22 protein-coding genes are annotated in these 20,345 nt (G+C 61.4%); 13 read left to right on the top strand and 9 right to left on the bottom strand.

Annotated elements, in window-relative coordinates:
• The first annotated feature begins 39 nt into the window (after window positions 1-39).
• The 3 genes from NKH42_RS23925 to NKH42_RS23915 all read left to right on the top strand — a co-directional run bounded on the left by NKH42_RS23925 (window position 40) and on the right by NKH42_RS23915 (window position 1,674).
• Complete coding sequence (locus tag NKH42_RS23925) at window positions 40-438, top strand: GFA family protein (RefSeq protein ID WP_352508546.1); 399 nt, start codon at window positions 40-42, stop codon at window positions 436-438.
• 265 nt (window positions 439-703) lie between these two features.
• Entirely contained in the window at window positions 704-901 is a 198-nt protein-coding gene (locus NKH42_RS23920; RefSeq protein ID WP_352752606.1) for a hypothetical protein, read from the top strand.
• Between the two features lie 134 nt (window positions 902-1,035).
• Complete coding sequence (locus NKH42_RS23915) at window positions 1,036-1,674, top strand: cupin domain-containing protein (RefSeq protein WP_352689931.1); 639 nt, start codon at window positions 1,036-1,038, stop codon at window positions 1,672-1,674.
• 64 nt (window positions 1,675-1,738) lie between these two features.
• On the opposite strand, the gene NKH42_RS23910 is transcribed toward NKH42_RS23915, so the two are convergent.
• Entirely contained in the window at window positions 1,739-2,305 is a 567-nt protein-coding gene (locus NKH42_RS23910) for a DUF2569 family protein (protein WP_352689930.1), read from the bottom strand.
• 80 nt (window positions 2,306-2,385) lie between these two features.
• Between NKH42_RS23910 and NKH42_RS23905 the strand changes: the two genes are divergently transcribed.
• Window positions 2,386-2,640 carry a DUF2905 domain-containing protein gene (locus NKH42_RS23905; RefSeq protein WP_352508549.1) on the top strand — a complete coding sequence of 85 codons (255 nt, stop codon included), beginning with the start codon at window positions 2,386-2,388 and terminating at the stop codon, window positions 2,638-2,640.
• 55 nt (window positions 2,641-2,695) lie between these two features.
• Here NKH42_RS23905 and NKH42_RS23900 read toward each other — a convergent pair whose 3' ends face one another.
• Window positions 2,696-3,310, bottom strand: coding sequence for a TetR/AcrR family transcriptional regulator (locus NKH42_RS23900; RefSeq protein WP_254817119.1), 615 nt, complete (start codon window positions 3,308-3,310; stop codon window positions 2,696-2,698).
• Between the two features lie 91 nt (window positions 3,311-3,401).
• Between NKH42_RS23900 and NKH42_RS23895 the strand changes: the two genes are divergently transcribed.
• The 6 genes from NKH42_RS23895 to NKH42_RS23870 all read left to right on the top strand — a co-directional run bounded on the left by NKH42_RS23895 (window position 3,402) and on the right by NKH42_RS23870 (window position 9,206).
• The gene (locus NKH42_RS23895; RefSeq protein WP_352508550.1) at window positions 3,402-4,508 is read left to right on the top strand and encodes a polyamine ABC transporter substrate-binding protein; all 1,107 of its coding nucleotides are present in this window, start codon (window positions 3,402-3,404) and stop codon (window positions 4,506-4,508) included.
• Between the two features lie 13 nt (window positions 4,509-4,521).
• Entirely contained in the window at window positions 4,522-5,364 is an 843-nt protein-coding gene (locus NKH42_RS23890) for an ABC transporter permease (protein WP_502896212.1), read from the top strand.
• A gap of 2 nt (window positions 5,365-5,366) precedes the next feature.
• Window positions 5,367-6,149, top strand: coding sequence for an ABC transporter permease (locus NKH42_RS23885; RefSeq protein ID WP_352508551.1), 783 nt, complete (start codon window positions 5,367-5,369; stop codon window positions 6,147-6,149).
• Window positions 6,146-7,210, top strand: coding sequence for an ABC transporter ATP-binding protein (locus tag NKH42_RS23880; protein ID WP_352508552.1), 1,065 nt, complete (start codon window positions 6,146-6,148; stop codon window positions 7,208-7,210). The genes NKH42_RS23885 and NKH42_RS23880 overlap by 4 nt, the downstream gene beginning before the upstream one ends.
• A 2-nt stretch (window positions 7,211-7,212) precedes the next feature.
• On the top strand, window positions 7,213-7,971 hold the full coding sequence (locus NKH42_RS23875; protein ID WP_352508553.1) for an MBL fold metallo-hydrolase: 759 nt from the start codon (window positions 7,213-7,215) through the stop codon (window positions 7,969-7,971).
• Between the two features lie 461 nt (window positions 7,972-8,432).
• Window positions 8,433-9,206 carry an NAD kinase gene (locus tag NKH42_RS23870; RefSeq protein WP_352508554.1) on the top strand — a complete coding sequence of 258 codons (774 nt, stop codon included), beginning with the start codon at window positions 8,433-8,435 and terminating at the stop codon, window positions 9,204-9,206.
• A gap of 73 nt (window positions 9,207-9,279) precedes the next feature.
• On the opposite strand, the gene NKH42_RS23865 is transcribed toward NKH42_RS23870, so the two are convergent.
• A complete protein-coding gene (locus NKH42_RS23865; protein WP_352477471.1) occupies window positions 9,280-9,936 on the bottom strand; it encodes an outer membrane protein in 657 nt (218 codons plus the stop codon).
• Window positions 9,937-10,287: 351 nt separating this feature from the next.
• On the opposite strand from NKH42_RS23865, the gene NKH42_RS23860 reads away from it, so the two are divergent.
• On the top strand, window positions 10,288-11,883 hold the full coding sequence (locus tag NKH42_RS23860; RefSeq protein WP_352752608.1) for a DEAD/DEAH box helicase: 1,596 nt from the start codon (window positions 10,288-10,290) through the stop codon (window positions 11,881-11,883).
• Between the two features lie 135 nt (window positions 11,884-12,018).
• Here NKH42_RS23860 and NKH42_RS23855 read toward each other — a convergent pair whose 3' ends face one another.
• Complete coding sequence (locus NKH42_RS23855) at window positions 12,019-12,960, bottom strand: LysR family transcriptional regulator (RefSeq protein ID WP_352755996.1); 942 nt, start codon at window positions 12,958-12,960, stop codon at window positions 12,019-12,021.
• Window positions 12,961-13,031: 71 nt separating this feature from the next.
• On the opposite strand from NKH42_RS23855, the gene NKH42_RS23850 reads away from it, so the two are divergent.
• Together NKH42_RS23850 and NKH42_RS23845 are read left to right on the top strand one after the other, a co-directional pair.
• Entirely contained in the window at window positions 13,032-13,916 is an 885-nt protein-coding gene (locus NKH42_RS23850) for an NmrA/HSCARG family protein (protein ID WP_352752612.1), read from the top strand.
• A 48-nt stretch (window positions 13,917-13,964) separates the two neighbouring features.
• Window positions 13,965-14,237, top strand: a complete 273-nt coding sequence (locus NKH42_RS23845; protein ID WP_254817107.1) for a DUF2798 domain-containing protein — start codon at window positions 13,965-13,967, stop codon at window positions 14,235-14,237.
• Between the two features lie 90 nt (window positions 14,238-14,327).
• On the opposite strand, the gene NKH42_RS23840 is transcribed toward NKH42_RS23845, so the two are convergent.
• The 5 genes from NKH42_RS23840 to NKH42_RS23820 form a co-directional block, all read right to left on the bottom strand.
• Window positions 14,328-14,975, bottom strand: a complete 648-nt coding sequence (locus NKH42_RS23840; RefSeq protein WP_254817106.1) for a YiaD family glycine zipper/OmpA-like lipoprotein — start codon at window positions 14,973-14,975, stop codon at window positions 14,328-14,330.
• A 174-nt stretch (window positions 14,976-15,149) separates the two neighbouring features.
• Entirely contained in the window at window positions 15,150-15,518 is a 369-nt protein-coding gene (locus tag NKH42_RS23835) for a GFA family protein (protein WP_352739745.1), read from the bottom strand.
• 197 nt (window positions 15,519-15,715) lie between these two features.
• Window positions 15,716-16,102, bottom strand: a complete 387-nt coding sequence (locus NKH42_RS23830; protein WP_352508561.1) for a hypothetical protein — start codon at window positions 16,100-16,102, stop codon at window positions 15,716-15,718.
• Between the two features lie 471 nt (window positions 16,103-16,573).
• Window positions 16,574-17,705, bottom strand: a protein-coding gene (prfB, locus tag NKH42_RS23825; protein ID WP_352752614.1) for a peptide chain release factor 2 whose coding sequence is annotated in 2 segments (ribosomal slippage) — window positions 16,574-17,638 and window positions 17,640-17,705 — 1,131 coding nt in all. Because the reading frame shifts where the segments join, the coding sequence is not laid out codon by codon here.
• 166 nt (window positions 17,706-17,871) lie between these two features.
• Window positions 17,872-20,328: a penicillin-binding protein 1A gene (locus tag NKH42_RS23820; RefSeq protein ID WP_352508562.1), complete on the bottom strand. Its 2,457-nt coding sequence runs from the start codon at window positions 20,326-20,328 to the stop codon at window positions 17,872-17,874.
• Window positions 20,329-20,345: the final 17 nt, after the last annotated feature.

Raw genomic sequence — 20,345 nt, 5'->3', positions numbered from 1 at the left:
AGGCATGAAGCTGTCCTTGTTGACTCGAGGAGTATTTGCATGCGTGGTCATTGCTTATGCGGCGCTATTGCCTTTGAAGTCGATGGCCCGGCACAGGCCTGCGTGGTCTGTCATTGTGAAAGTTGTCGGCGGCAATGTTCTGCGCCGATGACCACCTATATTGGCGTCTTGAACGGCCAATGGCGATGGCTGGGCAAGCTACCGAAGGTATTCAACTCTTCTCCCGGTGTGGAAAGAACATTTTGCGATCACTGTGGTACGCCGCTGTCCTTCCGCTCAAAGAACATGTCTGATGTCATGCATTTTTTTGCGGCGGCGATGGAGGAGCCAGAAAAATTTGCACCTACGCTGCATGTCGCTTTTGAGGAGAAGCTCCCTTGGTTGAAACTCGCCGACAATCTACCGACTCGTTTTGGGCCTGACTATACGAAAGATTAGGACGGTACGTACCGGGAGCGTCGGGATCGCCAGAAAGTTCCCGTGAAATTGCCGGCTTAGCCTGAACCAGAACAGGCTCAAGCATCTCCTACCAGGAGACGCCGAGCTCATTCCTGTCTTGCTTTTTGCTGGGCCATAGGTTCGTCCCGCCTCCCGACGGCCACTTAACAGCATTCGATTAAATTGCTCCAGTGTATATTAGCACTCGCTCAATTAAGCGCGCCGACAATGCCCGTGCGGCGGGCCAAAAACCAAAGGTGTTGTCATGCGTAGTGATTTCGCCGCGGCGCGCGAGCTTTTGGAGTGCGCACAAAACCGCCTCTGCGGCGCGGATGAAACGAGCCAACGCGTCAACCAGGCCCTCGACGCGCTGATTGAAGAAATAGCCATCGCGGAATTCCGCAAGGCGCCACTGACGGTCGTGCCGTTTCCGCGAGCGCGCCCGCCTAAGCATGTCCGATAGAGCGCTGATCGCCCGCGTTGACGAAGAGCCGGCAACTAGTGTTTCCGCAATCGCTCGTTCGAGCGGTCGTTGAACCGCCAACCCGTTAACCGTAAGCTTGCCGGCAGCGGTGCTCTGAAACCCGGAGCTGATCCATGTCACGCTGTGGAGATGTCTACGAGAACAAGGTGACCGGCGAATATGCGGTCATCCTGCGTGGCACCGAAGACCGCGGCCAGGGACCTGGCATCGCTCATCTGACCGCCCGACCGGGAGCCGCAGTGGTGGGCGAGCACTACCACCCGAACCTGACGGAGCGGTTTGCCGTCCTCGGCGGCCGGCTCGACGCTCGCATGGCCGGGAAGACTTTGTCCCTGGGGCCCGGCCAATCCGCCACGGTCGAAGCAGGCGTCGCACATGATTGGTGGAACAGCAGCAAAACCGAAGAAGCGCATGTGCTGGTCGAAGTCGACCGGGCGCCAGGTGCAGACAATGTCGACCCGAACCGTTTCGAGCTGCTGATCGGCATGCTCTTCGGCCTGGCCAATGCCGGCAAGGTGGACAGAAAAGGCAGGCCTTCGCCGCTTCAGGCAGCGGTCATCGCCAGGGAATTTGCCGACGTGATCGTCTTCACGCACCCGCCACCTGCTATTCAGCGAGTGGCGCTGGGGATCCTGGCGCCACTCGGCCATCTGCTTGGCTATCGCGCGATCGACCCCGGCTACTGCAAGCCGCACGGGCATGTCACGCCGGCGCCTGAAATCCTCGCTCGAGCAGGCCTACAGGCCGGGTGATCCGGGTCGATGCAGCGCGCCCGGCATTTTTTGTCGGCTGCCATACATAGGGCTCGCGGCAAGCTCAGGAAGCACTCGCGACCCGACCGGATATCGCGGCCCGGTCGAACGTGTTTCTCACCCTGACCGACTTGTAGACGTAGGCGACCCAGATCCCGGTCAGGACAAAAGAAACTGCGGGCATTACCAGCGCATCCCCTGCAAGCACCAAGCTCACAGGAGCGCTCATAACCGCTGAGATCCATGTCGTGTCCAGAATAAATACGATTGGTATTGCAAACCATTGATACAGGAACAGCTGCTTGAAACGGGAACTCCGCCGGAGCATTGCAACGAACACAACCAGCTGGAGCACCAGAAACGCCAGCAACAGGGCGACCTCGCCGTAGACCGCCAAGGCGCCGTTGGGGAGCGTCATTAGCTGTCGATAGCCCCCGCTCGAAGAGAACAGCTCAGCCAGCGTGCGGAAAGGTGCCAAGCACTGTCCAATCGCCAGCAGCATAAGCCAGCCTCCAAAACCGACGAGAGCCGAAGGATCCTGTAATGGCTTTGCGGCTGACCGAACGGCAAAGAAAACGGGCACGCCGATCAGCAGCAGCAGTATAGCCCAATGCCAGATGGAAATCCGCATCCAATCCCTCCCTTTATGCCCGTTAAGGTTGTAGCAGATTTCAATCTCAACTCAAGAGGCAATATCGAGTGGAGCGCTGCTTGCAAGATCCGTCAACACTATATTTCTGGCACGACACTTTCCGGCAGGATGCCATGTCGCGAACTCTGATCGTCGTTGGTCTCAGCATAGTCGCCATAGGCCTGCTGTGGCCTTGGTTGGCCCGCTCCGGCCTTGGCAGGCTGCCCGGCGATATCGTGATCGAGCGTGAGAACTTCAGGCTTTATGTCCCTATCACCACGGCGATACTGGTCAGCATCGTGCTCTCGGCCATTCTATGGCTGATCAACCGTTAGGCGATACTCCGGCTGCGGCGATTTGTGTTGCTGGTCCTACTCGCCCTTGATCGTCTTACACCCCAATCGCCGCCACCAATATCCGGTTCTGCCTGCGTATCGCCGTGCGCAATTCTGCAATCCTCGCCTCCTCGCGCTTCACGAACTCGATGAACATCATGTTCATGTTGTTGAAGATGAGTTCGCCGAGTGCGGGACCATCGATGTCGCGGCGCACCAGGCCGAGCGCCTGTAGCCTGGCGATCAGCGCGCGAATCTGCTCGGTCAGTGCCCGGTCGAGCGCCGTGTAGGCCTGGCCGAACGGGCTGTCCGGCAGTTGCGTCGAGATCGCCATCGCCTGCCGCCACATCTCCTTGCTGAGATAATGCAGCGAATGTTCGATATAGATGCCGAGCAGCGTATCGAGAGCGTCGCCGACATTGGCTGGCGGGTTGGCGACGACGCCGCGCCCGGCATTCAGCACCTCGTTGACCTCCATCGAAACGATCGCGCCGAGGATGTCGCCCTTGTTCTGGTAGTAGTTGTAGATCGTGCCGACCGAGACTTCGGCCTGCGCGGCGATAGTTTCGATCTTAGCGCCTTCATAGCCGGCATCGCGGAAAAGCGCCGCCGCCGCCTCGATGATGCGGCGGTGCCGATCCGCCTTCTGCCTTGCCCGCAATCCGCTCATAGCGGCTGTTTGCCACAAAAACAGAATTGACTCAATTTTAGAATTGGTTCAATTTTTTGCTACAAGCCAAAAAGGCAAGGGAGAACACTCGATGTCCGTCAATCCAAAGACCCCCAATCCAACCGTCAGGAATCCGCTTTCTTTTCTGAAGAGCTATCTCCAAGGCGCGTGCGCCGCCGCAGCACTGCTGCTGGCGGCTGGCAGCCTCGCTCAGGCGCAGGACCTCAACGCGCTGATCTGGTGCGATCACGCCGATCCGGCGCTGTTGCAGCCGTTCGAGGAGGCGAACGGCGTCAAGGTCAATGTCAAGGAGTTCGAAGGCACCGGCGCCGGCCTGGCCATCGTCGAACAGTCGCAGCCGGGCGACTGGGACGTGATGGTGATCGACAGCATCGACATACCGCGGGGCGTCGAAAAAGGCCTGTTCGAACCGCTACCGGAAGATAAGCTGCCGTTGGCCGATCTGTTTCCGCAGGTGAAGATGGATAGCTCCACCGTCGTCGACGGCAAGCGTTACGGCATCACCGAAAAGTTCGGCTACAACACGATCGGCTACAACAAGACCAAGGTCGACCCGGCCGACATGCAGTCGCTTGCCGCGCTGACCGGCGACAAATACAAGGGCAAGATCGCCATCTACGATTATTACCTGCCGGTCATCGGCATGGCCGCACTGGCGATCGGTAAGAAGACTGCGGAACTGACCGAAGCTGACCTTCCCGCCATCAAGGAAGAGCTGCTCAAAATGAAGGCCAACGCCAAGCTGGTCGGCGAAGTGACCGCCAGCCAGACGGCGCTGGCGACAGGCGAGGTCGACATACTGGTCGGCGGCGGCGAATGGGTGACGGCTGGGCTGGCCAAGGAAAACCCTGCCCTCGACTTCTCTATTCCGAAAGAAGGCGCGGTGCTGTGGTCGCAGTCGCTGGCAATGTTCAAGGATTCCAAGAACAAGGATCTGGCGCTTAAATTCATCCAGTACATTATGAGCCCCGAAGGGCAGGCGCGGCTCGCCACCTCGTCCTGCTATTGGGGCATGCCGGCCAACAGCAAGGCGGCCCTGAGCGACGAGCAGAAGAAGATCCTGCGCTTCGACGAGCAGCCGGAATTCCTCGCCCGCGCCCAGGCCTATCCGGCGCCGAATGCCGATCTCGACAAGAAGATGCAGGACGTCTGGACCGAAATGCTGCAGGCGCAATGACCGGCTGCCGGTCGTGAACGCCGCCAACAGCGGGCGCGCCCTGCCCTGGGCGCTGGTCACGCCGGCGCTCGGCTGGACGTTGCTGTTCTTCGTGCTGCCCTTCGTCGCCATGGCGGTATCTAGCCTGACGGCGCACGAAGGCGGCGGCTTCACGCTGTCCAACTACAGCCAATTCTTTGCCAATCAGTCCTACTGGCAGGCGATGGTGAACTCGCTACAGGTCACAGCGATCGTCACCATTATCTCGGTGCTGCTTGCCTATCCCTTTGCCTGGATTCTGGCCGAACAGGTGCCGGAGCGCTGGCAGCGGCTGGCGCTGATGCTGGCGGTGCTGCCCTTCTGGACCTCCTATGTCGTGCGCTCCTATTCGTGGCTGCTGGTGCTGGCACAGAACGGCGTCGTCAACCGCGCGTTGACCGGCTCCGGCCTGTTCGGCGAACCGCTGCAACTCGCCAATACGCGTTTGGCCACCATCACCGGCTTCGTGCATTTCTTCGTCATGCTGTTGACGCTGACGATCTTCGCCAATCTGAAGCAGCTCAGCCCCAGCTACCGCAAGGCCGCCGCCGACCTCGGCGCCGGGCCGCTGCGGACTTTCCTGCATGTCGTTCTGCCGCTGACCTTGCCTGGCATCATGGTCGGTGCCTTCCTCACCTTTGTGCTGTGCATCGGCGACTACATCACGCCGCAGATCCTCGGCGGCAACAACGAGCTTTTGATGCCGCAGCTCGTCATGATGCAGATCGGCCGGCGCGGCGACTTTCCGCTCGCCTCGGCGCTGTCGATCATCCTGATGGCGGTGGTCACCATCGCCTACCTCGCCTGCGCCCGCTGGCTGAAGATCGAGCGGGCCTGACCATGCGCGCTTTCATCCGCCTCGTCTCCGGCCTTTACGCCATCGCAATCTACGGCTTCATATTTCTGCCGGTCGTCGTTCTGGTGCTGTTTTCGCTGCAGGCAACCTCGTTTCCGATCCCGCCCTTCACCGGGCCGTCGCTGCGCTGGTACGAGGCCGTGCTCGCCGACACGCGGCTGACTTCGGCGCTGGTCAATTCGCTGCTGGTGGCGGTCGTCTCCTCGGCTGTCGCCGTCACGCTCGGCTTTCTCTCCGCCTGGGGTTTTGCGCGCTTCGCCTTGCCGGGCTCGGGCCTGATGCGCGGGCTGATCACCTTGCCCTTGACCGTCAGCTATCTCATCATCGGCATGGGGCTGCTGGTGCTGTTCAACTGGACCGGCATACCGAAATCGCTACTTGCCGCCGGCATCGGCCATGTCGTGATCAACCTGCCGCTCTGCTTTGCCATCATCTACAGCCAGATGGGCGACCACCAGATCAATATCGAGCGCGCCGCGCGCGATCTCGGCGCCGCCGAATGGAAGGTGCTGCTTTTGATTACCGTACCCGTTATGGCGCCGGCGATCTTCGCCGGCTTCTTCCTGTCGATGACCTTCTCCTGGGACGAATTCGTCATCTCGTTCCTGCTGACGCGCTTCGACACGACGCTGCCGGTCGAGATCTGGAACCTGCTGCGCTCCGGCCTCAATCCCAAGACCAACGCCGTCGGCTCGCTGGTCTTCGCCGTCTCCATCGTACTGGTGGTATTGTTCGAGCTGATGCTGTTGCGGAGGAAGCCGGCATGAGTGCGCCACTGGTCGATATAAGCTCGGTCTCGCATCGCTTCGGCCAGCTCACCGTGCTGAAGAACGTCTCGCTGACGATCGAGCCGGGCAGCTACACGATCCTGCTCGGGCCATCCGGCTCCGGCAAGACGACGCTTCTGTCCATCCTCGGCGGCTTCGTCACACCGAGCGAAGGCAAGGTGCTGATCCGCGGCGAGGACTGCACCGCAGTGCCACCGGCGAAGCGGCCGACGACGACCGTGTTCCAGGATTATGCGCTGTTCCCGCACATGAGCGTCGGCAGCAACGTCGGCTTCGGTCTGCGCATGCAGGGTGTCGATGGCGCAACCCGGGCAGCAAGGGCACGCGAGGCGCTGGCGCTGGTTGGCCTCGCCACCGCCTTCGACAAGAAGCCGCATCAGCTTTCCGGCGGCCAGCGGCAGCGCGTGGCGCTGGCGCGCGCCCTGGTGGTCGAGCCGGCGGTGCTGTTGCTCGACGAGCCGCTCGGCGCGCTCGACCTGAAATTGCGCCGGCAGATGCAGGACGAGTTGAAGGCGATCCAGAAACGCGTCGGCACCGCCTTCATCCACGTCACCCACGACCAGGAAGAGGCGATGGCGCTGGCCGATCATTGCGTGGTGATGAATGACGGGCGCATCGAGGACGAAGGACCGCCCGAGCGTGTCTATGCACGGCCGGCGACGCGCTTTTCCGCGACCTTCATGGGCGAAAGCACGCTGATATCGGGAACGGTGACGGAGGCGAAGAGCGGCAAGCTCACCGTCACCACGAAGCTTGGGTCGCTCTCCGTGCCTGGCACATTGCCGGCCGGCTCGACCGTTGCGCTGGCCGTCCGGCCGGAGCATCTTATCCTCGGCGCAACCAGTGGCGGCGTGGCGCTTGGCACGGTCAAGGTGAGCGATGTCGTCTTTCAGGGCAGCTTCAAGCGTGTTCTGGGGACCTCCGCGACCGACCCGGCGCTGCATTTCATCGCCAAGGTTCCCTCGGCATCGGCCGTCCAGCCGGGCGACGTGGTCGCGGTATCGTGCGATGCTGGCGACATCATCCTGCTTGCGGACTGAACATGAGCACGCTTCCAACCATCGACGCCGGCCACTGGTACGAAACGATCCGCATGGGAGATGACGTGACGCTGATCCACGAGCCGTGGATCAAGCCGTTCTTCCGCTGCAACATCTGGCATGTGCGCGGCCGCGACAGCGATCTTCTGTTCGACACCGGCCTCGGCCATTTCAGCTTGCGGCGCCACGTGCCGCTGCTGACGGAGCGCAAGCTCACCTGCGTGGCCAGCCACACGCATTTCGACCATATCGGCTGCCATCACGAATTTCCCGACCGCTGCGTGCACCCGGCCGAGGCCGGGATCCTCGCCGACCCGCGCAACGAATGGACGGTTGCCGACCGCTATGCCACCGACGAGATGTTCGACGGCATGCCGCAAGGCTGGGACACGAAGCGCTACCGGATCCTGCCCGCACCGGCCGACCGGTTGCTCGAGCAAGGCGATATCCTCGATCTCGGCGACCGTGCCTTCGAGGTGATCCACACGCCCGGTCATTCACCCGGCGGCGTTGCGCTCTACGAAAACAGGACGGGCATCCTGTTTTCCGGCGACATCATCTATGACGGCCCGCTGATCGACGACGTCTATCACTCCGATATCGACGACTATGTCGAAACGCTGCTGCGCCTGCGCGATTTCGATGTCTCGGTCGTGCATGGCGGCCATTTCCCGAGCTTCGGGAGAGTCCGCTATCGCCAGCTTGTCGACGAGTATCTCGCGCAAAAGCGCCAGGCCGGCTGTCATCTGCTCGCCCGTTAAGGACCAGCGTAGTAACGTCAAAGCGCCCTTTGCGGACAGGGTGTCCCCGCCGCGTCGCCGCAGCGTGAGGCGGTGGGCTGCGGTCTAAAACTCTTCTCTTCCGACTGGCGCACCAGTTCCGCGAAAGCCAGGGCAAAACTTGCCAGCATCAGGAAGACGATAATCAAGCGTGCCAGCGGCAATAGATCGGCCTCGACTGGTTAGCCCCCACGCCGCCCGTCCGCTGCCGGCTAACATGATCGATCCGGCTTTACGAGGGCTTAAGGCGGGCCTTAACCATCACATCATTTTGTCCTCCGACACGATGCGCGAGTGCGCCATGTTCGGCCGCCATATCAAGACACCTCCCGCCCTTTGCAGAAATGCCCACCCATGCTAACCCGGCGCTGGCGCGGCCCAGCAACCGGTCGCCGCCAATCGGTCGCCAAACGGTCGTCGCCAATCGGTTGTCGTTGAGAGCCATGAGCAAAACCGCCAACCGTTTCGCCTTCGTCTCATCCGGTACAGCCGACGCCAATGCGGCGCTGGAAAGCCTTTCTGCGCGTTACGGCCAGGCATCCGTCGAAGAAGCCGGGATCGTCGTGGCGCTCGGCGGCGACGGCTTTCTGCTGCAGACCCTGCGTGAGACGATGAGCACGGGAAAGAAGGTCTACGGCATGAACCGTGGCACCATCGGTTTCCTGATGAACGAATACCGCGCCAGCGGCTTGACCGGGCGCATCGCGGCGGCCATTGCCGAAACGATCCGCCCGCTGGAGATGCAGGCAGTTACGGCGGAGGGCGAGACGATTTCGGCGCTGGCGATCAACGAGGTCGCGCTTTGGCGCCAGTCCTACCAGACCGCCAAGATCCGCATCACCGTGGATGGGCAAGAGCGGCTGGAGGAATTGCACTGCGACGGCGTGATGATTGCGACGCCGGCCGGCTCGACCGCATACAATCTGTCCGCGCACGGGCCGATCCTGCCGCTCGACGCTCCGCTGCTGGCGCTGACTCCGGTCAGCCCGTTTCGTCCGCGCCGCTGGCGCGGCGCGCTGCTCTCCAACAAGGCGAGTGTGCGTTTCGACATTCTGGAGCCGGAAAAGCGGCCGGTGAACGCCGCCGCCGACCACACCGAGGTCAAGGCGGTGACGACGGTCACGGTAAGGGAATCGCCGACGGCAACGGCGACGCTGCTGTTCGATCCCAACCATTCGTGGAACGAGCGCATTCTCGCCGAACAGTTCAGGTATTAAACGACAAAAGTAAAACCCGGCACGAGGCCGGGTCCAGTGCAACACAAAGTCTCGCCGCAACCGATCCTTACGATTAGAACTTGTAGTTCAGGCCGACAACTCCGGTGTGTATCCGGACCTTTGCCTCGACATTCTCGCCGCCGTCGACCGTATAATCGCCCTTGCCTAGATCGAAATACTTGTATTCGCCCTTGAGCGACCAGTGATCATTAAAGGCATATTCCAGGCCCGCACCCAGCGTCCAGCCTGCTTTGGTCTTCGTGGTATCGTTCGTCCCGACGGGACCACTGGTGCCAATCTCTATGGTTCCATAGCCGAGACCACCGGTACCGTAAATCAGCAGCCTGTCCATCGTGTAGCCAATTCGACCCCGCAACGAACCGAGCATCTTTACATCGGACTCGCAAGTGTAGGCTGGGTTTGGGCAAGATGTGTCCCCATCGATCTTGGCGGCCGCGATATCCGCCTCGATACCATAGACTATATTTCCGCTCTGGAAATTGTAGCCGGCCTGAACGCCGCCTAGAGCACCGCTGCCATCGTGATCAGCCGTCGCCCCGTTAAGGCTATATTCCCAGTCCACCTTGCTTTTGCCGCCGCCGACATGCGCGCCTAAATAAAAGCCCGTCCAGTTGTATGTTGACGCAACCGGCAACTCCACGACGTCGGCCGCCATCGCCGGCATCAAGGCAAGTGCCACAAATGCGGCAGAGAGAAGAATTTTTTTCATGATGTGGCCCCTCGACTAAGAAAAATGGATGAATCATTCGTGTCAAGGTTTCTGCTCCAACTCAAATCCTAAATGCAATTTTGCCGTGCAATCGGGATGAATGCAGCAAGGCGTTGCTGATCCGCAACACTTGCGCTGGTGCGGAAAAAACTGTTGCCTTCCTGGAAAGTCGGCATCGGCGATGCGGTAACCATCGCGATTAAGGTTACGACTTCACAATCGTGCCAATGCCGCCCGTTTGTGTTGACAAATCGTGGGCTTGCGCCTACCTGCAATACCAATCTTGCAGGCGCGCGGCGCTTGCCGCGACTGCTTACGTTGCGCCCCCGAACCAGCCAAAGACCGCCAAACTTGTCCTCAGACACCCAGATCGCTCAAGAAGCGTTGACCTTCGCAGACCTCGGCCTGTCGCCGAAGGTCCTTTCCGCAGTTACCGATGCCGGCTACACCGAGCCGACGCCGATCCAGGCTGGTGCTATCCCGCACGCCTTGCTCGGCAAGGACGTGCTAGGCATTGCCCAGACCGGCACCGGCAAGACGGCGTCCTTTGTCCTGCCGATGCTCACCCGGCTGGAAAAGGGCCGCGCCCGCGCCCGCATGCCGCGCACGCTGATCCTCGAGCCGACGCGCGAGCTCGCCGCGCAGGTCGAGGAAAACTTCGTCAAATACGGCAAGAACCACAAGCTCAACATCGCGCTGCTGATCGGCGGCGTGTCCTTCGACGAGCAGGACAAGAAGCTCGAGCGCGGCGCCGACGTGCTGATCGCGACGCCAGGCCGCCTGCTCGACCATCGCGAACGCGGCAAGCTCCTGCTCAACGGCGTCGAGATCCTCGTCATCGACGAGGCCGACCGCATGCTCGACATGGGCTTTATCCCCGATATCGAGCGCATCTGCGAAATGATCCCGTTCACCAGGCAAACGCTGTTCTTCTCGGCGACGATGCCACCGGAAATCACCAAGCTCACCGAGAAATTCCTGCACGCGCCGGTGCGCGTCGAAGTGTCGAAGGCAGCGTCGGCCGCCACCAACATCACCCAGCGGCTGGTGAAATCCGGGCCAAAACCCTGGGACAAGCGCGAGACGCTGCGCAATCTGATGAAGGCCGAGGATGCCGAGCTGAAGAACGCCATTATCTTCTGCAACCGCAAGATCGAAGTGTCGGAGCTGTTCCGCTCACTACTGAAATATGATTTCGACGCCGGCGCTCTGCACGGCGACATGGACCAGCGCGCGCGCATGCAGATGCTGGCCAATTTCCGTGACGGCAAGCTGCGCTACCTCGTCGCTTCGGACGTCGCGGCGCGCGGCCTCGACATTCCCGACGTCAGCCATGTCTTCAACTACGACGTGCCGATCCACGCCGAGGATTATGTCCACCGCATCGGCCGCACCGGCCGCGCCGGACGCTCGGGCAAATCCTTCACCATCGCGACCAAATCGGACACCAAATACATCGACGCCATCGAACGGCTGATCGGCACCAAGATCGAGTGGCATGACGGCGACCTGTCGACAGTCGTCGCCAGCGAGGGCGGCGAGGACGAGGCCCCGCGCCGTGGCCGTGGTGCGCCACGCCGCGCCGGGCGCAAGGACGACGCCAAGGACAGGGGCGAGCGCAAGCCGCGTGAACGCCACGCCAAGCGCAGCGAAGAAGCAGAGCCGGGAGCGGTTAGCGAGGAACAGCCGGTCGTGGCCGAAGCCGCAGTCGCCGACATCGACGAGCGGCGTACCCGCAAAGAGGCGATCCGCTCGGAAAACAGCGAGCGCCAGGCTTCACCTGAACGCAAGGCTTCGCCCGATCGCAACGAACGGCGCGCGCCGGAACGGGGCGACACCAGGCCGCAGCGCGAGCGCCCTGCCCGCCAGCGCCAGGAAGACAATGACGCGACCGTCGGCTTCGGCGACGACATGCCGGCCTTCATGCGGATCGTCGCCAAGGTCTGACACGGCTCGCGCGCGGCCCCGCCGACGAAGCACCCTCTTTTGAGAAGTACTGCTCTCGGTAATCTTGTGGCGTTGCTGCGAGGCGGTCGATTTGGTGCTGCCGGCAATCCGTATGCCGCTAGGCTCGCTATGTAGCTAAAGATCCCTGAGTTCCAGGCGGGATGCCAACAGGTCCAGAAAAGCGCGGACTTTGGCCGAGGATGATCTGCCTTCCGGCCACACGGCGTGTATCGGCACCGGCACTGGCTCGAATTCGGTCAGAGCCAGTTCCAGGCGGCCGTCGTCCACCAAGTGTTTTACCTGCCAAAGCGGCGAGTAGCCCAATCCCAATCCGTGAATCGCGGCTGCATAGATCGATATCATCAAATTTGACCGGAAGGTGCCCGCGACCTTCACTGGCCGGGGCTTGCCTTCAATCTGAAACATCCATTCGCCTGCGCGGCCCTCGACGGTTCGTACGATGCATTCATGCTCACGCAATTCGAGCGGATGGGCCGGTCGGCCGTGTTGCTGGAAGTAGGCAGGTGCGCCGAACACCACGCGCCGCAGCGCGCCCAGGCGCTTCGCACGTAAATTGGAATCCGGCAAATTGCCGATTCTTACCGCCAGATCGAGACCCTCGGCATCGAGATCTACAAATTCATCGGAAAGCTTGAGGTCAACCTCGACCCGGGGATATGTCCGCATGTAGTCGGCGATAACCGGCACGAGGAAGTCCGGGCCGAACAGAACAGGGGCACTCACACGCAGGATGCCCGATGGCTCCGACCGTCGATTGGCCGCCTGAAGCCTGGCTTCGTTAATTTCCTCGACGGCGGGTTTGATGCGCTGGAAAAAGGCCGCTCCGGCTTCGCTCGGCGTCGAGCGGCGTGTCGTCCTGTGCAGAAGCTCGACGCCGATTGATTCCTCCAATGTCGCCAGGGACCGACTGACCGACTGCAGCGAGCGGTTCAGCCGGCGTGCGGCAGCCGTCAGGCTGCCATGCTCGACAATGGCAATGAAGGCTTCGAAATCATCTATCCGGCTCATCGCTAGTTTCTCCCGAAAATCGGGAGAAACTATCGCAAACTCGATCAATTGTAACGCAGTTCGCTAGATTTTATGTTCCTGCACAGGCCGAAAGGCAGACCCGAGCGAAGGAGATCGTCATGCGAACACCCAGTCCAACCGTCCTGGTCGTAGGCGCCGCAGGCCGCGTTGCCGGTTTGGTGGTGCCTGAACTCGTCGGCCGCAATGCCAGGATTCGGGCGCTTGTTCGTGACGCCGCGAGTGCCGAAAAAGCCCGGAAAGCCGGCGCATCCGAGATCGCGATCGGAGATCTGCGCAACCATCAGAGCCTTGAGCAGGCCGTGAAAGGTGTCGACGGTGTCTTTCACATCGGACCGGCCTTTGCTCCCGACGAAGCCGCCATGGGGGTTGCCATGGTTGAGGCGGCGGCGCGAGCAGGCGTTCGGAAATTCGTTTTTTCGTCGGTGATCCAGCCCACCAACACGAGGCTGGAAAACCATGCAAGCAAGGTACCCGTCGAAGCTGCCCTCTATTCGACGAACATGGAATACACCGTTCTGCACCCGGCCAATTTCATGCAGAATATCGCGGCGGCCTGGCCCTCTGTCGTCGAGCATGGCGTTTTCGCCGAGCCGTTTCCAAAGACGGCGAAGCTCGCCCGCGTCGACTACCGCGATGTCGCTGAAGTGGCAGCGATCGCACTGACCGAAGCGCGTTTGTCCTATGCGACCCTCGAGCTGTGCGCCGACGGTATGCACAGCCGCGAAGAAGTCGTCGCCATGATGAGCGAAGAGCTTGGCCGGCCGGTTTCGGCGGGCGAGCCGACATTTCAGGACTGGGCGGCGAAGGCCCGCCTTCCCTATACCGACCGGCAGTTGCAGATGCTGGCCAAAGTACACAGCTACTACGCCAAATACGGCCTCGGCGGGAACAGCCTGACGTTGCGTGCCGTGCTTGGCCGCGAGCCGCGTTCGCTGCGAAGCTTCATTCGAGAATTGGCGCTGCAGACGGCATATGCCGCCTGATCGTCCTCACAATAACGCCTACGCATATTTTCTGATTAGGAGACTTCGATGCAAGCATCACCGGACCAAGCCTTCAAATTGAGAAAGCTGCCGCCCTCCTACGGCGCGGTGGTGATGCCGTTGGTTCTTTCGATTCTGATGTCGTCGATTGTCTCGGCGGTTTCGACGGCAATCGGCGCAGGCTGGACGAACGGGTTTATAGCGGCCTGGAGCTATGCATGGGGCGCTTCATGGCTTGTCGCGTTTCCCAGTCTGCTGATTGTGCTTCCGATCGTGCGCCGGATCGTTGCCGCGATTGTCGATCAACCGGCCCGGTCCTGACATCACGAATGAAGGGTGCCGGCGGCCATAGGGCCGGCATAGCCATTAGAGCGGCCCCTTGCGAGGCCGCTCTAGGTTTGTGCGCTTGCCTCAGGTAAGCGGCGACAGTTGGATCTCGACGCGGCGGTTCTGAGCCCGGCCGGCAGCGGTCGCGTTGGAGGCGATCGGACGCGTCTTGCCGAAGCCGGTGACGGCGAAGCGGCGGGAATCGACGCCCTGTCCGGACAGATAGTTGGCGACCGCCAAAGCACGGCGCTGCGACAGGTCGAAATTGTGCTCGTCGCTGCCGGTCGAGTCGGTGTGGCCGAACACGTCGACCGTGGTCTGGCGGAACTTTTTCAGCACAAGGGCCACTGAATTCAGCACCGGATAGAAACCGGCCTTCACCGCGTCCTGGTCGACGTTGAAGGTAATGTCGGACGGCATATTGAGGATGATCTGGTCGCCGGTGCGTGTGACGCTGACGCCGGTGCCCTGAAGCTGTCGGCGCAGTTCGGCCTCGTTCTGGTCCATGGTGGCACCGATGGCACCGCCGGCAAGCGCGCCGATGCCCGCGCCGATCAGCGCGTTGCGGCGGTCGTTACCGCCGGCTAGCATGCCGAGCCCGGCACCCGCCAAAGCACCGAGACCGGCGCCGGCAGCGGTGTTGGAAACCTTCTGTTCCCCGGTGTAGGGATCGGTGGTGCATGCGCTCACGAGCACAGCCGTCGCCACGACGGCGAGCACAATCTTTTTCATATGGTGGTCCCTCTCCATTCCACGGCCGCGCAACGGCGCACCGCATCAGCCCTTCCAGCGACTTGTAACATGAAATGCGGCGAAAAGCGGACCAGCAAAAGCCGTTGCCGCGGCTTTTCCCGGCCCAATTCCACACGCCTGCGGCGGCTCGTGCGACCACCGCAATTCGACCGGCTACCAGAGATTCTTGCCGTCGATGACCACCACTTCGACCGTGTCGAGATCGAAATCGTCGAACAGCCGCGAGTTCACGCTGATCTTGGGATTGTCGAAATTCGGCTCGCCTGTCGACCAGTCCGGCGTCTCGGTGAAGGTGCCACAGCCGCAGGTGGCGCAAAAACCGTGTTTTATGGTTTTCGATCCCCACTGGTAGAACGAAACATTCTCCGGCGGGCTGGTGAGTCTGAATTGCGATGGGGTGTAATAGGCCCACAACGAACCGCGTTTCGAACAGAAGGAACAGGTGCATCGCGTCACCGTCTGCGGCGCTTGCGAAACCTCGAACGTCGTCGCCTTGCAGTGGCAGCTTGCCTTGATGGTCATGAATTGGTCCCTCACAATGCCGCCGCCCCGTACGGCAAAGGCAGCATAAAGAAACGCTCCTGACAACTGCCAGTCAGCAGGCCTGTGAGCCTGCGATGCACAGGTTAACAGTGCTGGAGTGCCGATCGAAGGCTCATCGAGCCAACGCCGCCGCACACCCTCGGGTCACCCCGTCGGCAAGCTTTGGGCGTCATGCGCTAATAGGACGATGGCGGCACGAACAGGCAGATGGTCTTTCCGTCATTGGCACCGGCAACGGAGCACCAATGATATTCGCCGTCGGGCGAATTCTTGATCCGCTTGTCGCTATAGGCCACCACCTCCCCGGTTCCTTTGATGACATAGCCCTCCGGACGTTCGCTGATCGATGTCTGAGAGACCTCGCGGCAATCATAGCCCGAGCAGCAAGAGAACGGATAGCTCCAGCCTTGCGGCATGGCCGCGGTCGGTTTGGCATCATGCGCCAGAGCAGGCGCCGCAAATGGAATGGCGGCAGCAATCAAAACCACTGCCGCGACAAGTGAATTCAGGAGTCGGCGCGCCGTGCGGGCGACTGAGGCCGGTCTGGTTGTGAGAGCAGGCATGAGCGCAGTTCCTATCAACGGTTGTCAAGCATCTCGCTTGCCCGTTCCCGGAACGTGTCTTCCCAGTGGCCGGATCGTCAGGTCGCAGATACGCCGCGTCCGGCCATAAATGCTTTTTTCCTCCCCAGCGCATGAATGCTGGGCTGATTCCTTGGTTGGCGCAAGCAATTGCTGTCGCAACCGGACGCCGACCTCTGCAGTCGGAACCAACCTGCCGCCCTGATTGACGAAACCTGGTCAAGCCCGGCAACGGGATCGCCAATAACGGGATTTGGCTCGCGCTGGTTCCAGGCTTGGCACCGGCGGCCCGAGACATCCGCGTCAAAAGCGGAAATCGATTTTGAAGAATCCGATGAAAAACAAAGTTGTAGAACGACAGGTAAGTGCGAATTGAGAGCTCGTCACTCTCGCGCGATGGCCGTAACGCTCGCGTGATGAACCCACATTCCTGCCGGATTGGTGCCCGGCGCCTCAGTCGATATCGGCCACCGTTTCGCCGGCGCCACCTTCGATCCGCTGCGACAGCGAGGCTTCCATGAAATCGTCGAGGTCGCCGTCGAGCACGCTCGACGGGCTGGTGCTCTCGACGCCGGTGCGCAGATCTTTCACCAGCTGATAGGGCTGCAGCACGTAGGACCGTATTTGGTGGCCCCAGCCAATATCGCTCTTCGAGGCTTCGGTGGCGTTCGCCACCGCTTCGCGCTTCTTCAGCTCTTCCTCGTAAAGCCGCGAGCGCAGCATTTCCCAGGCCTTGGCCTTGTTCTTGTGCTGGGAGCGCTCGGCCTGGCAGGCAACCGCGATGCCGGTGGCGAGATGGGTTATGCGCACCGCCGAATCGGTGGTGTTGACGTGCTGGCCGCCCGATCCCGACGACCGATAGGTGTCGATACGGACGTCGGATTCTGAAACGTCGATGTCGATCGTATCGTCGATGACGGGATAGACCCAGACGCTGGCGAAGGAGGTGTGGCGGCGCGCATTGCTGTCATAGGGAGAAATCCGCACGAGACGATGCACGCCCGATTCCGTCTTCAGCCAGCCATAGGCGTTGTGGCCCTTGATCAGCAGCGTGGCGGACTTGATGCCGGCTTCTTCGCCGTCATGCACTTCAAGCACCTCGACCTTGAAGCGCCGGCGCTCGGCCCAGCGCGTATACATGCGCAGAAGCATCGAGGCCCAGTCCTGGCTTTCGGTGCCGCCGGCACCGGCATGGATTTCCAGATAGGTATCGTTGGCATCAGCCTCGCCCGACAGCAGCGTTTCGATCTGGCGCGCCTTGGCCTCGCCGCGCATCGAGCGGATCGCCGCTTCGGCCTCCGCGATGACGCCCTCGTCGCCCTCTTCCTCGCCAAGCTCGATGAGGCCGATATTGTCTTCCAGGGCCTGGGTGAGGCCTTTGACCGCGGCAATGCCTTCCTCGAGGCCCTGACGCTCGCGCATCAGCTTTTGCGCTTCCAACGGCTCGTTCCAGAGGCTCGAATCCTCGGCACGGACGTTCAGGTACTCAAGCCGCTTTATGGCTTGGTCCCAGTCAAAGATGCCTCCTCAGCAGGGTGATTGCCTGCCTGATCTCGTCGACAATGTTTTGCGTTTCCGCGCGCATGGCTGGCTGTTCTGTCCTGTTGCTGGATGGCGGTTTGGTGGCGCGATACATAGGGACGGCACGGTCTCCTGTAAAGCGCCGGCCCCTTTATGTACCGGCCTCTGTAAAGCGGAATGGACCGGCTCGACCATCATAGTCAAGCCGGTCCGACCCGATGCAGCGATTATCAGTAGAGCCCGCCGCCGCCCGACTGGATGGCCTGGTTGGCCTGCGGCGACAGCGCCCCGCCGGTGGCGTTGGAGCCGTCCGCACCCATGCCGATCACCCAATAGCTGTCGGCGGGACCGGTACCCGGCTTGAAGGCTTCGATGATGGTTCCGGCGTCGCCCGCGTTGGCTCGCATGCCGGTCTTGCGATTGATCGCAATCAGCTTCATGCCTTCCGGAACCTTGAAGTCGACATTGGGCGTGCCGTCCAGCGCCACGCGCATGAAATCCTTGAAGATCGGCGCGGCAAGGCCGCCGCCGGTCGCGCCCTTGCCAAGGCCTTTCGGCTGATCGTAGCCCATATAAAGGCCGACAACGAGGTTCGGCGTATAGCCGATGAACCAGGCATCCTTTTCGTCGTTGGTCGTTCCGGTCTTGCCGGCGATGTGACGGCCGAGCTCGTTGATGGTGGCGCCGGTGCCGCGTTGCACGACGCCCTCCATCATCGATGTGATCTGGTAGGCGGTCATCGGATCGAGCACCTGCTCGGAATTGTCGACCAGCTCCGGCTCTGGCTGGTTCTGCCACTCGGCGGCGTTGCAGTTCGAGCAGCCGCGTTCGTCCTGCCTAAAGACGGTCTTGCCGTAGCGGTCCTGGATGCGGTCGATCAGCGACGGCTTGATCGACTTGCCGCCATTGGCCATGATCGAATAGGCCGACACCATGCGCATCACCGTCGTCTCGCCTGATCCAAGCGCCATCGGCAGATACGGCGCCAGATGGTCGTAGACGCCGAAACGCTCGGCATACTCCACGACCAGCTTCATGCCCATGTCGTTGGCAAGCCGCACCGTCATCAGATTGCGCGATTTCTCGATGCCGGAGCGCAAGGTCGCCGGGCCGGCAACCGTTCCGTCGTAATTCTTGGGCGTCCAGGTCGTGTTGCCGCTCTGGATGGTGATCGGCCCGTCCATGATCACGGAGGCGGGCGTATAGCCATTGTCGAGGGCGGCCGAATAGACGATCGGCTTGAACGACGATCCGGGCTGGCGCATGGCCTGCGTCGCCCGGTTGAACTCCGACTGCGCGTAGGAGAAACCGCCGACCATGGCCAGGACGCGTCCGGTATGCGGATCCATTGCGATCAGGCCGCCTTCCACTTCGGGAACCTGGCGCAAGCTGTAGCTGTTGTCCGAGCCCTCGTTCTTCTGCACAAAAATCACGTCGCCCGGCTTCAGCACGTCGGCCGGCGACTTCGCCTTGACGGTCCTGCCATCGACGACGTGGCGCATGGCGAAGCTCATGTCTTCCTTGCTGACGGTGCCTTCGACGCGGTCCTTGACGATTTCACCGGAGATCTGGCGCGTCGGCTGCAGGCCGATGGACAGGCCGGTGGCAGAGCTGTCGAGCACGACGGCGAGCGACCATTCCGGCACGTCCTCCAATCGCTTGACGTTGCCCAGCGGCACGCCCCAGTCGCCGGAAATGTCAATGCTCGTGACCGGCCCGCGGTAGCCGCGCAACGTGTCGAACTTCATGAGACCGTTCTGCATGGCCTTGCGGGCAATCAGCTGCATCTTCGGATCGAGCGTCGTGCGGACGGAAAGGCCGCCTTCGTAGAGCGCATTCTCGCCATAGCGCGCGATGATCTGGCGACGCACTTCCTCGGTGAAATACTCCCCGGCGAAGAGATAGTTGCCGGTGCGGCGCGGCGTGACGCCGAGCGGCTCGGCCTTGGCCTTCTCGCCTTCTTCATGCGTGACGTAGCCGTTCTCGACCATCTGGTCGATGACCCAGTTGCGGCGCTCCAAGGCGCGATCGGCATGCTTGAAGGGATGGTAGTTGTTCGGCCCCTTTGGCAGGGAGGCGAGATAGGCGGCTTCGGCCACGGTGAGCTCATTCACCGATTTGTCGAAATAGGTGAGTGCAGCACCGGCGACGCCATAGGCGCCGAAGCCGAAGAAAATCTCGTTGAGATAGAGCTCGAGAATGCGATCCTTCGAATAGGCCTGCTCGATGCGGAAGGCGAGGATCATCTCCTTGATCTTACGCTCGTAGGTCTGATCCGAAGACAACAGGAAGTTTTTTGCCACCTGCTGGGTAATCGTCGAGGCGCCGACCTGGCGCTTTCCCGAGCCAACATTCTGCAGGTTGACGACAATGGCGCGGCCAAGGCCGGTCACGTCGATGCCGGGGTGATTGTAAAAATTCTTGTCCTCGGCCGACAGGAAGGCCGCCTTGACACGATCCGGGATCGCCTGAATCGGCAGATAAAGCCGCCGCTCACGCGCATATTCGGCCATCAGCGCGCCATCCGACGCGTGGATGCGGGTCGTCACCGGCGGCTCGTATTTGGCCAGCACCTCATAATCGGGCAGGTCCTTCGACAAATGGCCGATATAGATCGCCACGCCCGCCGCGACCAAAAGGGCCAGCGTCGTGCCGATGCCGAAGAAATAGCCAATGAGACGAATCATACCCGCTCCAGTCCTTG

Origin of the sequence: Mesorhizobium sp. M1142 (assembly GCF_040318565.1) — a bacterium.
In the GTDB taxonomy this organism is placed as follows: Bacteria; Pseudomonadota; Alphaproteobacteria; order Rhizobiales; family Rhizobiaceae; genus Mesorhizobium.
The sequence above is the reverse complement of the archived record's forward strand: the minus strand, read 5'-3'. Positions and strand labels throughout refer to the sequence as shown.